Annotated in this window: 11 protein-coding genes and 3 pseudogenes; 8 read left to right on the forward strand and 6 right to left on the reverse strand. The window is 65.2% G+C overall.

Annotated elements, in window-relative coordinates; genetic code table 11:
- Window positions 1-21: 21 nt before the first annotated feature.
- From istA to AC3RJ9_RS11700, 6 genes and pseudogenes are all read left to right on the forward strand, one after another.
- Window positions 22-1,281: an IS21 family transposase gene (gene istA / locus AC3RJ9_RS11675; RefSeq protein ID WP_135040290.1), complete on the forward strand. Its 1,260-nt coding sequence runs from the start codon at window positions 22-24 to the stop codon at window positions 1,279-1,281.
- Window positions 1,281-2,060, forward strand: a pseudogene (gene istB / locus AC3RJ9_RS11680) (IS21-like element helper ATPase IstB). The gene istA and the pseudogene istB overlap by 1 nt, the downstream one beginning before the upstream one ends.
- A gap of 418 nt (window positions 2,061-2,478) precedes the next feature.
- A complete protein-coding gene (locus AC3RJ9_RS11685; protein WP_040560570.1) occupies window positions 2,479-2,868 on the forward strand; it encodes an ArsR/SmtB family transcription factor in 390 nt (129 codons plus the stop codon).
- 2 nt (window positions 2,869-2,870) lie between these two features.
- Window positions 2,871-3,812 carry a cation diffusion facilitator family transporter gene (locus AC3RJ9_RS11690; RefSeq protein WP_101966191.1) on the forward strand — a complete coding sequence of 314 codons (942 nt, stop codon included), beginning with the start codon at window positions 2,871-2,873 and terminating at the stop codon, window positions 3,810-3,812.
- Between the two features lie 946 nt (window positions 3,813-4,758).
- Entirely contained in the window at window positions 4,759-5,595 is an 837-nt protein-coding gene (locus AC3RJ9_RS11695; protein ID WP_180951269.1) for an alpha/beta hydrolase family protein, read from the forward strand.
- A gap of 21 nt (window positions 5,596-5,616) precedes the next feature.
- Window positions 5,617-6,090, forward strand: a complete 474-nt coding sequence (locus AC3RJ9_RS11700; RefSeq protein ID WP_206496054.1) for a MerR family transcriptional regulator — start codon at window positions 5,617-5,619, stop codon at window positions 6,088-6,090.
- On the opposite strand, the gene AC3RJ9_RS11705 is transcribed toward AC3RJ9_RS11700, so the two are convergent.
- The 4 genes and pseudogenes from AC3RJ9_RS11705 to AC3RJ9_RS11720 form a co-directional block, all read right to left on the reverse strand.
- Window positions 5,997-7,171, reverse strand: a protein-coding gene (locus AC3RJ9_RS11705) for an IS3 family transposase (protein ID WP_136941138.1) whose coding sequence is annotated in 2 segments (ribosomal slippage) — window positions 5,997-6,884 and window positions 6,887-7,171 — 1,173 coding nt in all. Because the reading frame shifts where the segments join, the coding sequence is not laid out codon by codon here. The two genes, AC3RJ9_RS11700 and AC3RJ9_RS11705, sit on opposite strands and share 94 nt — an antisense overlap.
- A 150-nt stretch (window positions 7,172-7,321) precedes the next feature.
- Window positions 7,322-7,639: pseudogene (locus AC3RJ9_RS11710) on the reverse strand (transposase); the annotation flags it as partial.
- Between the two features lies 1 nt (window position 7,640).
- Window positions 7,641-8,990, reverse strand: a complete 1,350-nt coding sequence (locus AC3RJ9_RS11715) for an IS30 family transposase (RefSeq protein WP_442864345.1) — start codon at window positions 8,988-8,990, stop codon at window positions 7,641-7,643.
- Between the two features lie 137 nt (window positions 8,991-9,127).
- Window positions 9,128-9,778 (reverse strand): annotated as a pseudogene (locus AC3RJ9_RS11720) (IS3 family transposase); the annotation flags it as partial.
- A 46-nt stretch (window positions 9,779-9,824) separates the two neighbouring features.
- Here AC3RJ9_RS11720 and AC3RJ9_RS11725 point away from each other — a divergent pair.
- Window positions 9,825-11,168 carry an IS256-like element ISMlu11 family transposase gene (locus AC3RJ9_RS11725; RefSeq protein WP_012750929.1) on the forward strand — a complete coding sequence of 448 codons (1,344 nt, stop codon included), beginning with the start codon at window positions 9,825-9,827 and terminating at the stop codon, window positions 11,166-11,168.
- 9 nt (window positions 11,169-11,177) lie between these two features.
- Here the strand turns inward: AC3RJ9_RS11725 and AC3RJ9_RS11730 are convergent, their stop codons facing one another.
- The gene (locus AC3RJ9_RS11730) at window positions 11,178-11,507 is read right to left on the reverse strand and encodes a transposase (protein WP_206495883.1); all 330 of its coding nucleotides are present in this window, start codon (window positions 11,505-11,507) and stop codon (window positions 11,178-11,180) included.
- Window positions 11,508-11,793: 286 nt separating this feature from the next.
- Entirely contained in the window at window positions 11,794-12,567 is a 774-nt protein-coding gene (locus AC3RJ9_RS11735) for a class I SAM-dependent methyltransferase (protein ID WP_031943889.1), read from the reverse strand.
- A gap of 176 nt (window positions 12,568-12,743) precedes the next feature.
- Between AC3RJ9_RS11735 and AC3RJ9_RS11740 the strand changes: the two genes are divergently transcribed.
- Window positions 12,744-13,601: a DUF4062 domain-containing protein gene (locus tag AC3RJ9_RS11740; RefSeq protein ID WP_036316260.1), complete on the forward strand. Its 858-nt coding sequence runs from the start codon at window positions 12,744-12,746 to the stop codon at window positions 13,599-13,601.
- Window positions 13,602-13,618 lie beyond the last annotated feature (17 nt).

The raw sequence follows: 13,618 nt of genomic DNA on the forward strand, positions 1-13,618 counted from the left end.
CTTCCGGGCATCCTTTGGAGGGTGATCAATTTGGAACAGTGGGCAGAGATCAGGCGGTTGCATCGGGCGGAGGGCGTGTCGATCAAGGAGATCGTGCGTCGGCTCGGTGTGGCGCGAAATACGGTGCGGTCGGCGTTGGCGTCAGAGACGCCGCCGTCGTATCAGCGGGCAGGGAAAGGGTCACTCGTTGACGCTGCGGAGCCCGAGATCCGCAAGCTCTTGGTGGTGGATGCGAGGATGCCGGCGACGGTGATCGCGGAGCGGATCGGGTGGGAACACTCGATCACGATTCTGAAGGATCGGATCCGGACGATTCGTCCGGAGTATGCCGGGGTCGATCCCGCGGATCGTCTGATTCATCTTCCTGGCGAGAGCGCGCAGATGGATCTGTGGTTCCCGGAGCCGCGGATCCCTGTCGGGCATGGGCAAGCGTTGATGCTGCCGGTGCTCGTGATGACGTTGACGTTCTCCCGGTTCCTGTCCGCGGTGATGCTCCCGTCCCGGCAGGCGGGCGATCTGGTCGCGGGGATGTGGCAGCTGATCTCTCGTGTCGGGCGGGTCTCGAAGACGCTCGTCTGGGATCGTGAGGCCGCGATCGGGGGGAAGGGGACTGTCACGCAGGCCGCGGCCGCGTTCGCGGGAACGTTGGCGACGAGGATCGTGCTCGCCCCTCCGCGGGATCCGGAGTTCAAGGGCATGACCGAACGCAACAACCAGTACATGGAGACATCGTTCCTGCCCGGGCGGTCGTTCGCGTCACCGGACAGTTTCAACAGCCAACTCGCGGAGTGGCTCCCGCGGGCGAACTCCCGCACGATCCGCTCGCTGGGCGGGCGACCTATCGACGTGGTGGAGCGGGATCTGCAGGCGATGACCGTGTTGCCGCCGCTGCCGCCGGTGACGGGGCTGCGAAACCGGGTCCGATTGGCGCGGGACTACTACGTCCGCATCGATGCCAACGACTACTCCGTTGACCCTCGCGTGATTGGGCGGCTGGTGGATGTGACGGCCACGCTGACACGAGTGATCGTGATCTGCGATGGCCGCACCGTCGCTGACCACGAACGCTGTTGGGCGAAACACGCGACCGTCATCGACCCTGTCCACGTCGAGATCGCGAGGGGGCTGCGCTCCACGTTCAGCGCCGCGAAACGCGACCGAGAACGACTGCACCATCGCGGGCAGCCAGCGGCCAGCGTGGTGTTTCGGGAACTGCCCGACTACGACGAGTTGTTCGGCGTCGATTTCCCTGTCGATCCTCGAACCGGTGAGGTCCTCTGATGCCCGAAACGGAGATCGCGGCGACGATGGGATACCTGACCCGGGCGTTGAAGACCCCCACGATCGGCCGGGTCTGGGAGACCCTCGGCGATCAAGCCCGCACCGAGGGCTGGTCCCACGAGGAATACCTCACCGCGGTCCTGTAACGCCAGGTCGCGGACCGGGAAGCGAACGGAACGACACTGCGAATCGCGGGCGCTCACTTCCCCGCGGTGAAGACCCTGGACGACTTCAACGCCGACCATCAGCCCTCGCTGCGTCGCGATGTCCTCGCTCACCTCGCGACGACAACGTTCATCCCGAAAGCGGAGAACGTGATCCTGCTCGGCCCACCCGGTGTCGGCAAAACACACCTCGCGATCGGCCTCGGCATCAAAGCCGCGCACGCTGGATACCCGGTGTTGTTCGATACCGCGACCGGCTGGGCTGGCCGACTCCAGGCCGCGCACGCAGCCGGCCGGCTCGAGCATGAGCTGAAACGACTCCGCCGCTACCGGATGCTGATCATCGACGAGGTCGGCTACCTGCCATTCGACGCGGACGCCGCGAACCTGTTCTTCCAACTCATCGCGTCCCGCTACGAGCAAGGCTCGATCGTGCTCACCAGCAACATGCCCTTCGGCAGATGGGGTGAGATCTTCTCCGACGACATCGTCGCGGCCGCGATGATCGACCGACTCGTTCACCACGCGGAAGTCCTCACCCTCGGCGGGGACTCCTACCGCACCAGGGCACGCCGCGAGCTCCTCAAGACCCCCGCACAACCCGCGGGCAAGTAACAACACATCAATTCGAGGGGGTCAAAATTCAACGACGATAAGGGGTCAATATTCGGCCGACGTTGACAGACAACGCACAATCACCGCGCGCCGGAGGTGGTCTATCTGCCCATCGAGGATGCCCCACGGGTGACCGTGGCGCTGACCTGGCCAGGGCAGAGGAGGAGCCACCCGCAGGTAGGGGTCTTCGCCACCTGCGCACAGGACTACTTCACCCGACTCATCGACATCGGCTCCCCACCCCGCCTGCTCTCCACCGGGGCCGATGGTCAGCTGACGTAGCTCCCCACTGCAGCTATGCGACCGACCATCCCCCAGGTAGCCCATCCTCGGGTGCGACGGGACCCCTGAGTTTCATTCCGTGTCGGAGCAACAGATCACACTCGACAATATCGCTCTAGCGCGATATGATCGCCCTATGACGATGATTCAAGAGGAGGGGGCAACCCTCGACGAAGTGGCGACAGTAGCGTACGCCCACCTGTTCCAGGCATTTGCGGAGCCGACGAGGTTAGCGATCGTGCAGCACCTCGCCTCCGGGGAGCACCGGGTCCGGGACCTGGTCGAGCACATGGGCCTGGCCCAGTCCACGGTGAGCAAGCATGTCGGCTTCCTCGTCGAGTGCGGCCTGGCGACGATGCGCCCGGAAGGGCGCTCCACTTGGTACTCGCTGGCACAGTCCGAGCTCCTGCGTACCCTCATCGCCGCTGCCGAACGCCTCCTCGATGCCACCGGCACGCAGGCCCTGCTCTGCACGCACCTGCGACTCCCACATACCCACCACGCGACAGATACGGACAAGAAGTAGACATGGGCGCAGGACACAATCACGGCCCCGCCGCCAGCGAGACCGGTCACCCCGGAGATTTCCGCAAGAAACTCTGGATCGCATTCTCGATCACCGCGACGATCGTCGTCGCCCAGGCCATCGGCTCGATCATCACCGGCAGCCTCGCACTGCTGACCGACACCGCCCATGCCATTACCGATGCCTCCGGGCTGCTGGTCGCACTGATCGCCGCGACGCTGATGCTCAAGCCCGCCAACTCCAAGCGCACCTGGGGGTTCCGGCGTATCGAAGTGATCGCAGCCCTCGGACAGTCGGCACTGCTGCTGGCGGTGGGCACCTACGCCGCCATCGAAGGCATCCGGCGACTGTTCGAGCCGCCGGAGGTGCCCGCAAGCGAACTGCTGATATTCGGCATCATCGGCCTGGTCGCGAACATCATCGCCATCACCATCCTCGCCTCCAGCCGCGGCTCGAACTTCAACATGCGTGCCGCGTTCCTCGAAGTTCTCAATGATGCCCTCGGGTCGCTCGGAGTGATCATCGCGGCGATCGTCATCGCCACGACCGGGTTCATGCAGGCCGATGCCATCGCCGGACTGCTTATCGCCGCATTGATCGTGCCTCGCGCGTTCAAGCTCATGCGCGAGACCACTGGCGTCCTTATGGAGTTCACTCCCAAGGGCCTCGACCTCGACAAGGTGCGTTCGCACATCCTCGAACTTGACCATGTCAAAGATGTCCATGACCTGCACGCCTCCACTGTGGCGACCGGCCTGCCGATCCTGACCGCCCACGTCGTCGTCGAGGACGAGTGTTTCACCGACGGTCGTGCCGCGCAGACGCTCCACGAGATCAAAGATTGCGTCGCAGGACACTTCGAGGTCTCCATCCATCACTCGACCTTCCAGATCGAGACCGAGCACATTGCCGAACATGAACCGGAAATCAGCAAGCACGACTGAACGCAGTGCCCCTCCCGGGCTCGTTCCGGGCGGGGGCGCTTCCGCGTCACGCAGGTAGGCACTACCCCTATGGGGTAGTAAGGCCAATTGGCACCACGGGCAGACACGGGAAGGAATCCCATGAAAAACTTCAGGCCATTCCCGAAGTACGGCGGAACGAAAACCGCTGCAATCACCGTCGTGGTCGGTGCTTTCCTGCTCACCGGATGCACGGCCGCCAACGACTCATCCTCAGCCTCCCGGCACTAACGATCAGCTGTCACCAGTTCCTGCTTCACGCCCGCCAGCTGTTTCTCAACTGCTGACCTTTGCCTCGCAGCACGCTTCAGCACAGATTCGCAAGGCTGCACGCGAGAGCATCCCCGACTGATAGCCCGCCGTCGACCACGAGAGGTGACTCCTCTGCACCCGGTGCCTGAGGCGGAAGTCGAGCGGCAGGTGGCACGGCCTCAGAATCGCCTTCCCGGCATGAGCGCACTGTCAGGCGCGCGCCTGGGACATGTCCGCGACGCAGCGGTCAGGGTGGTCGGCTAGATGTACTGACCCTGGGCGTTGATGACTCTCTCGGCGGCCGAGGGGTACATTTCACAGACCCCGCTGAAGGTTTTGCTCCGAGAAGGGTTCACCGCGTGTCGTGTGAAATCTTCGCTGCATCTCTACAGCACCTGAACGGCACTGCTGTCGAGATGCAGCGAAGTTTGCACAAACGCGCGAATATGCTGCATACCCGCAATGGAGCAGTGGAGCTTGACGAACGGGTTCGTGATCGCCCCATGTCGAGATGTAGCGAAGATTGCACAAACGCTCGAATATGCTGCATACCGGTTTGGGGGCCTGAGGTCTTGACACAGTCGGTGTCATCGGACAGGGGTTCATGCTCTGCTCGCCACCCGAGCACTCCACTGGGGATCTTGACGTGCGCGCACCACGGGACTGCCATGGGTTCATGGAGAGCCCGCTGACCCCTCACCCAATCGGCGCCACGCTGTTGCCCCGTCTTCCCGGCGCGGTCCCGGTGCTGCTGGAGTTCGAGGACGTGCAGCTGGGCGGGTACGCCTGGTGGCGTGACCGGCAGGCGCCAGCAATCCTGTTGCTGCACGGGTGGGGTGAGGACGCTTCGACCATGGCCCCGGTCGCACACCAGGTGCTCGAGCGTGGACGGCACGCGGTGAGCATCTCCCTGCGCGGCTGGCACGGTTCCACCGGCGTCGACGACTACGGGCTCAGCGCCTCCCTCGACATCTCACGAGTCCTGGCCTGGATCCGCAGGCAGCCGGACGTGGCAGGCATCGTACTGGTGGGGTTCTCCATGGGAGGGCTGATGGCAGCCCTGGCCGCGGCGGATCAGCCTGCCGGGGCCCTCGACGGCGTAGTGCTGGTCAACGCCCCAGCTGAACTGCGCTCCTTCGCGCGGGACACGGCTTTCGGCGGGGCCCGTCGGTATCTGGAAAAGACCCTGCAGCCGCGGCAGTGGCAGGACTCTTCCCCGCTGAATCACGCGGATCGGCTGAGCCATCCGCTGCTGGTCGTGGTCGGAACAGAAGACACCATGACGCCACCTGATCAGGGGCGCAGACTCGCCGATGCCGCCCCGGCAAGCGCACTGTTCGAGGTCGCCGGGATGGGTCACCACCCAACGCACGGGGAGTGGGCACAGATCTTGGAAGCGGCAGATACGCAGTTCGACTTAGGGCGTGTTGCTAAAGGATGGTCGCTAGCTGTACTGACCGGAGACGTTGGTAGAACGACGTTCTCTGGGAACATTGACCTTGACACTGTGTGATGCGGTCTGGTGGGGGTCGACATGTTGAGTATCGGAGAGATCGCGCATAGCACGGGTGTCTCGCGTCGCATGCTGCGGCACTGGGAAGGCGAGGGGTTGCTGACCCCAGCTACTACCGACCCAGTGACCGGATATCGGCGCTACCAGGACAGCCAGCTGGGGCGCGTGCGAGCCATTATGGAACTGCGCGCGCTCGGGTTCGGCTTGGCCGAGATCGGGCAGTTGCTCGATCCGCGGATCGAGCAGTCCACTCTGGAAGTGCTCCTCACTCACCAGGTAGACGCCCTGCAGCGGCAGATCACCGAGGCTTCAACACGTCTGGTCCACGTTCAGCACCGGCTGGACATCATCCAGAGCAAGTCCATGGAGGGGACTGGTGCACGTGTAGGTGACAGTCGTCTTCACGCCGGGTCTGCGGGCGTGTGGTCCATGATCAACTCGTACTCGACCGGCGTCAATCGGCCCAGGCGCACCTGCCGGCGGCGGCGGTGGTAGGCCCGCTCGATCCAGGTGATGATCCCGGCCCGCAGATCGTCCCGGGTGTCCCAGTCGCGTCGGTCCAGCACGTTCTTCTGCAGCAGCGCGAAGAAGGACTCCATAGCCGCGTTGTCCCCGGCAGCACCGACCTGACCCATGGACCCGATCAGCCCGTGGGCGGTCAGGGCGTCCTGGAATAGGGCCGAGCGGAATTGCGAGCCGCGGTCCGAGTGGACGATGCACCCGGCCACCACGTCGGTGCCTCCGCGGCGGGCCACGGCCTGCTCGAGGGCGTTCACGGCCAGGGATGCCTGCATGCGCCCGGCCATGGAGTACCCCACGATCCTGCCGGCGTAGAGATCCTTGATCGCGCAGAGGTAGAGCTTGCCCTCACCGGTGGGGTGTTCGGTGATGTCGGTCAACCACAGCCGGTTGGGCTCCTCGGCAGAGAAGTCCCGGCGGACGTGGTCATCGTGCACGGGTGGGCCTGGGCGGGTCCCGTTCTTGCCGCGCTTGGCCCCGAACGCGCAGTGCCACCCGTTCTGGTGGCAGAGCCGCCAGGCGGTACGGGCCGCCATCGGAGCGCCAGCATTCTCGGCCTCGTCCCGCAGCAGCCGGTACCCGAACTCCGGATCGTTCTGGTGGGCGTCGTGGAGGGCGTTGGCCCGGTGAGCGGCCTCCACCTCCGCGGTGGTGACAGGGTTCTGAAGCCAGCGATAGTAGGGCTGGCGGGCGAGCTTGAGGACCCGCAAGGACACCGCGACCGGGATCTGGTCGGCGGCGAGCTCGGACACGAGCGGGTACATCATTTTTTCGGCAGGTTCGCCTGGGAGAGGTAGGCCGCGGCGCGGCGTAGGACTTCGTTCTCCTGCTCGAGGAGCCGGATCCTGCGGCGGGCTGCGCGGAGTTCTTCGGCCTCCGTGGCGGTGGTGCCGGGCTTGTTGCCGGCTTCGATCTCGGCTTGGCGCATCCAGTTCGTCAGACAGGAGAAGCTGATCCCGAAGTCCTTCGCGATCTGCTTCAAGTGGGTGCCGGGCTCACGGTTCTGGGCGACGCGGACGACGTCGTCGCGGAACTCTTGGGGGTAGGGGGCGGGCATGGTGCACATCCTTCCCTGCGGTGTGGGAACACCACAGATCGTATGTCACCTACACGCGCATCAGTCCCGAGATCATCATGAATCTGTCCATCACCGCATTGCCCAGCCTAAATATCTGGGGGCTGAAGCGTCCCGGGTTTCGTGCCGCTCCTATGTGGGTGCCAGCTCCCGGTTGAGGGCGGCGTAGTAGGCAGTCTCGTACTCGGCCGGGGTGGTCATAGCCAGGGACGAGTGGAGCCTTCGATTGTTGTACCACTCGACCCATCCGGCGGTGGCGTACTCGACGTCGGCGATGGTCTTGTACGGGCCGTTGTGGAAGATCGTGGTGGTGATGCACTCGGTCTTGTACAAGCCGATGACGCATTCCATGAGCGCGTTGTCATACGCATCGGCGACGGTCCCGATGGACGCGGCGATGCCCTCGGCGGCCAGGTGCTCGGCGAAGCGAAGGCTCGTGTACTGCCTGGGTTCAACCGGTCGTTGCAACACCGGGTTGTTGGAGCGAGTGTAACTGCTCCTGGAATACTTCGGCGGGGGTCTTCCAGTCGAGGCTCTTGCGGGGTCGGTTGTTTAGTGCGAGGGCGACTGCTTCGAGGTCTTCAGCGGACCATCGTGAGAGGTCGGTGCCCTTCGGGAAGTATTGCCGCAGCAACCCGTTGGTGTTCTCGTTCGTCGGCCTCTGCCAGGGCGAGTGGGGGTCGGCGAAGAACACCTTCGTGCCCGTCTCGAGCGCGAACTGGGCGTGCGCGGAGAGTTCTTTGCCGCGGTCCCAGGTGAGCGTCTTGCGGAGCTGTTCGGGGAGCTTCATCATCGACGCGATGAGCGCGGCGTTCATCGCGACTGCGCCGTAGCCGCCCAACGCGGGCCCGTTCTTGATCGGCGGCGCCTCGCCCCACCCGTCCAGCCTCGGCAGGTGCACCAGCAGGGTCGACCGGCTCTTGCGTTCGACGAGAGTGCCGATCGCGGACCGGCCCGTGCCGATGATCAAGTCGCCCTCCCAATGCCCGGGCACGGCGCGGTCCGCGGCTGCTGCGGGCCGTTCGGAGAACACGACATCGGCGGTGACGTGACCTTGCGGGCGGTTCTGTGCTCGAGCCCGCGGCTGCCGGAGGGCGCGGCCGGTGCGCAGGCACGTGACGAGCTCGCGTTTGAGCGCACCACGGCCCTCAATGAACAGCGACTGGTAGATCGCCTCGTGGCTGATGCGCATGGATTCATCATCCGGGAAGTCGACCTTCAGCCGGTGCGAGATCTGCTCCGGGCTCCACGCGGTCGCCCACCGCCGGTCCTGCCGGTGAGGTTTGTTCAGCCCCTTCCATGCCGGCGGTTCCGGCCCCACGACGATGCTGCCGTCAGGCCGACGGACGTTTCCGGCGAGGCGCTCCTGGACGTACTCACGCAACCGGTCGTTGGTCGCGAGCTTCGCCGTCTTCGGGCGCTTCGCTGTCTGCTGAGCCTTCCATTGCGCTACCAACGCCCGGTACTCCTGCTTCCCGCTGCGCGTGGCCGCGTTGCGGCGCAGTTCGCGGGAGATCGTTCCCGGGTCGCGGCCGATCCTGCGCGCGATCTCACGCACGCCGACCTGCTTGGCGCGCAGGAGCGCGATCTCCTCACGCTCCTCGAAGGACAGGTAACGGCCGCTGGGCTCGGCAAGTGAGATCGGTGGCATGCCGCCAGCGTGGCGAAACCAACGGGACCCGACCGGCACAGACACGCCCACCTTCAGAGCCGCTTCGGCTGAGGTGATGCCCGTCGCGATCAGACGCCAGAACTGCCGCTGCACCGCCCGCGAGGGCTCAGGCCGCCCGGGCGAACGCATCGGCGGACGCAACGCCCGATCCGCACGCCATTGCCGACGCGCACCCTCGGGCACATCGCTCGTCTTCGCGGCCCAGTCCCTCGTCGCCACAGCTGAACACCTCCACGGTCAAGGTGTTGCGACGACCAGTTGAATTCACCCTGCGACCCGGCATCGCTGTGCGCGATCAGCTCGCCGGGCTGCACAGGGTGCCCGTGCCGGTCACGGTCCCACAACGCGATCCGCAGCGGGGTCAGGACCAGCGGGGTCGTCTTGGCCGTCGCGGCATGCCAGGCGAGGATTCTCTGCGAGTAGCAGTCCAGCACGAACGCGACGTATACGAAGCCCTCCCACGTGCGCACATAGGTGAAGTCCGCGACCCACTTCGTGTTCGGCGCGGCCGCGGTGAAGTCTCGATTGAGCAGGTCACCGGCACGGCAGCCGTCCTTGGCCGGGACGGTGGTGCGCACTGGCCTGCCTCGACGCACACCGTTCATCCCCGCAACCCGCATGAGCCGGTCCACACGACCGGCGCCGACCTGGTGACCTTCTCGACGCAGCCACGCGGTCATCTTCCGACGCCCGTACAGCCCTTCCGGGGTGCCGACAAGGTCGTGCAGGACGTTGAGCAGGACCGCGTCGGACGTGTCACGAGCCGACGCGCTGCGGCGGCGCCACGCCCGGTAGGTGCGTGCGGCGATCTGACAGCCCTCCTGACGGAGCACCCTGCAGATCGACTCGACCGCATGCCCCTTGGCGCGCATCTGATCGATGAATCCCATGATCATCGGTTGCGGGGGGCGTGTCAGATGGTCTGTGTAAGCCGTACCGAGAGGAACGGTAAGAATCATGACCATGATCGACGAGAAGAACCCAGGCGAGCCCTCGGGCCAGGACCTGGTCGAGCAGCTGAAAGCCTCAGGGCAGCTTGATGCCCTGTTCGCGCAGATCGACGCGGGCGGCGTCGAGCTCACCGGTGACGGCGGGTTCGTGCCCGCGCTGGTCAAGGCCGCGCTCGAGCGGGGCCTGCAGGCCGAGCTGACCAGCCATCTGGGCTACGAGAAGGGCTCGAGCGAGGCGCCGAAGCACGCCAACTCCCGCAACGGGACCACCCCGAAGACCGTGGAGTCCGAGGTCGGGCCGATCGAGCTGGACGTCCCGCGAGACCGGGGCGGGTCGTTCACCCCGCGCCTGGTGCCCAAGGGCCAGCGGCGCCTCGGGGGCCTGGATGACATGATCATCAGCCTCTATGCCGGCGGAATGACGATCCGGGACATCCAGCACCACCTGGCCTCCACGATCGGCACGGACCTGTCGCACGAGACGATCTCCAACATCACCGACGCCGTGAGCGAAGAGGTCCTGGCGTGGCAGTCGCGGCCGCTGGAGGAGTTCTATCCGGTGATCTATCTCGACGCAATCCGGATCAAGATCCGAGAGAACAGCCAGGTCCTCAACCGTGCCGCCTACATCGCCGTCGGCGTGGACCTCGAGGGCATCAAGCACGTGCTGGGGATCTGGGTCCAGGACACCGAGGGCTCGGCGTTCTGGGCCCACGTCTGCGCCGATCTCGCCAACCGGGGCGTGCAGGACGTGCTGATCGTGTGCTGCGACGGGCTCAAGGGCCTGCCGGAGGCGATCGAGGCGACGTGGCCGGACTCGATGGTCCAGACCTGCGTGGTTCACCTGATCCGGGCCGCGATGCGGTTCGTGGCCTACCAGGACCGCAAGAAGGTCGCCGCCGCGCTGAAGCCGATCTACACCGCCCCCAACGAAGAGACCGCGAGGAAGGCGCTGGCCGAGTTCGAGGCCTCCGAGCTCGGCACGAAGTACCCGTCTGCAGCCGCGACCTGGGCGAACTCCTGGGAGCGGTTCATCCCGTTCCTGCAGTTCCCACCCATGCTCCGCAAGGTCATCTACACGACCAACAGCATCGAGTCGCTGAACTTCCAGCTACGGAAGGTGACCAAGAACCGCGGCCACTTCCCCTCGACCGAGGCGGCGGTGAAGCTGCTCTGGCTGGCGATCTGCAACATCGAAGACAAACGCGCCGCCGAACGCGCTCGGGACCGGGGCAAACCCGCCGGCCAGCGCAAAGCCCAGGGCCGGCTCGTCGAAGGCCAGGCCGTCACGAACTGGAAGCAGGCCCTCGCCCAGCTCGCCGCGGCCTACCCCGACCGGATCAACCCCTACCTGTGACCACCCCGCTTACACAGACAAGTTGACACGCCCGTTGCGGGGGTCGAGCTCCCCCGCGAAGAAAATCGAGGCCTTGCGCAGGATCTCGTTGTCCTCCCGCAATCGCTTGACCTCGCCGCGCAGGCGCTTGAGCTCGGCCAGGTCATCGCTGGTCGGCCCGTCCTTGAGGCCGGCGTCGACGCGGTGCTGACAGACCCAGCGGCGCAAGGTCTCGCGCCCCACGTCGACCTTCGGCGACACCAAAGCCACGGCCTTCGTGACTGACCCGGCTTCCTCGACACGGTCCAGGACCATCCGCACCGCGCGGTCCTTCACCTCGGGATCGAACTTCTTCGGCATGAACAACATCCTCTCGAACTCGAAAGGAAGCGGCATCACACCCGGGACGCTTCATTCGGGCCACCGTGGAGTCACGGCAGACCCAAGGCAACCACAGGGCACTGTAATGATGTCGAGGGGTTGCCTGCACCGCACCAACGGTCACCGATGCTGCATAGCCACCATTGCGGCGCGTCTGCTTATCGGATCTCACCCCGGTGGCAGGCGTTGCGCGTGGTCGCGCGCTCATGCCGAGTTACGGGCGGCGCAGAGCCCTATGCGGCGTCACCCAAGGGACTGAGGATTGCTATGCCTTCTGCCCTGCCCACACGGTCCATCGGTCTGTTTCGGTGAGGTTGGTCTCGGGCAGTTCTTGACGGAGTCGGTCGACCAGCTCAGCGAGTTGGTCTTCGTCCAGATCGTGCAGGATGCTGCGCCCGACCCGGTTCCGGATCTCTTCGAGGTACTCCTCGCGCTCCTCGTAGTGCCGGCGTGTCTCGTGCAGGCTGAACACGTCCGTGGCGTTGAAGCCGGCCCCTGTCATGGCACCAAGAACGACCTGGGTTTCGGGGCGACGCCCCTGTTCGACCCGCAGCAGTTGGGGGTGAACCTCGAAGAAGTAGCCGCGCGGGTTGGTGCGGCTCCCGGGCTCAGCCACGTCCTCCATCGTCCTGTCCTGGACGATCAGCCAGCCGCCCGTCCGGAGGATCCGCGCGGCCTCGCGCATGAAACCAGCAAGGTCGTCGAGGTGGTGGACCAGTGCGCGCGCGAAGACCAGGTCGCAGGAGGCGTCCGGGAGGCCGGTCGCATCGGCGGTCCCGATGCGGAAACTTATGCGAGGGTCGTCCCCGACCGCGTCCCGCGCCGACTCGAGGATCGACTCGCTCCAGTCCAGTGCCACCACACTGGAAGCGCCCAGGCGAGCCCATTGCTGGGAGTAGATGCCGCCCCCACAGCCGACATCAACGACGTCGAGCCCCTCAGGGTTCACCAACGCCGTCATCGCGGTGGTCCAACTAGAATGAGCCTCGCGGCCGACGTAGGTGCGGGCGTTGCGCTTGGCATGGAAGTCGATCGGCATGGAGAGCTCCTAAATGTCCCGATATCAAGATATCGGGCTGGCAGCCGTGGTATGGGCGACTCGCTAGGTGTACTTACCGGAGACGTCCATCGTGTTGCCCCGCAGCAGGTGAGCATTGGCATACGACTCCGTGCGACCTGAGGTGAAGTCCGGCTCACGGAGCTATTGTGGCTGTCATGGCGTACACGGCGACCGTTCTTCGCATTCTGATCGCGTCTCCCTCCGACACGGGAGAGGCCAGAGACGCCGTAGAAAAGGCGGTTCATGAGTGGAACCAGGCCAATGCGCAGAACAAGCAGGTTGTCCTCCAGCCATGGCGGTGGGAGACGTCTTCGGTGCCCCAGCTCGGAGGGCACCCGCAGTCCTTCATCAACATGCAGGGTGTTGAGGGGTCGGACATCGTCATCGCACTGTTCGGTGGCCGCCTTGGCTCCCCCACCCCGGAGGCTGTGTCTGGAACTGTCGAGGAGATCGAGCGCGCCGAAGCCCTCGGAAAACCAGTGCACCCCTACTTCTCAACCGCGCCCCTGCCCCATGATGTCGACACGAAACAACTGGAGGGCCTGCGAGAGTTCAAGGCTGAACTCCAGAAGCGTGGGCTCCTTGGAGAGTTCAACACCACCACACAACTGGAACATGAGGTACGGAAGGCAATCGAGTATGACATCGCCCAAATGAAGCTGGCGCCGCTCGCGTCGACTTCCACGACGGCTGGCGTGCGGTTCATCGTGCAGCCACACCAGGAGCGTGAGCACAACGGGTTTTCCCGAAGCGGCCGTCCTCAGTATCGGACTCGTCGCTGGCTCGAGATCACCAATGTGGGAGAACTCGATGCCGAAGAGGTCACGTTTGAACCCGCCATCGAAGACTCGCGAATGTACCTGGCCACGGACGGTACGCCCACCGTCATTCACGCGGGGCAGTCTCGTCGCCTCGGTGTCGAGTTTGCGATGGGTGGTGGTTCTCCAGATGTGCTGCGCGTCCGGTGGCTTGAGGGCGGCGAAGCGCGGGAGAAGGACTTCCACGTCGGCTGATGTTGAGCCGTGATCCA

It is taken from the genome of Micrococcus sp. 63XJN7_6_ISO-PGPR-S23-444, assembly GCF_058072765.1.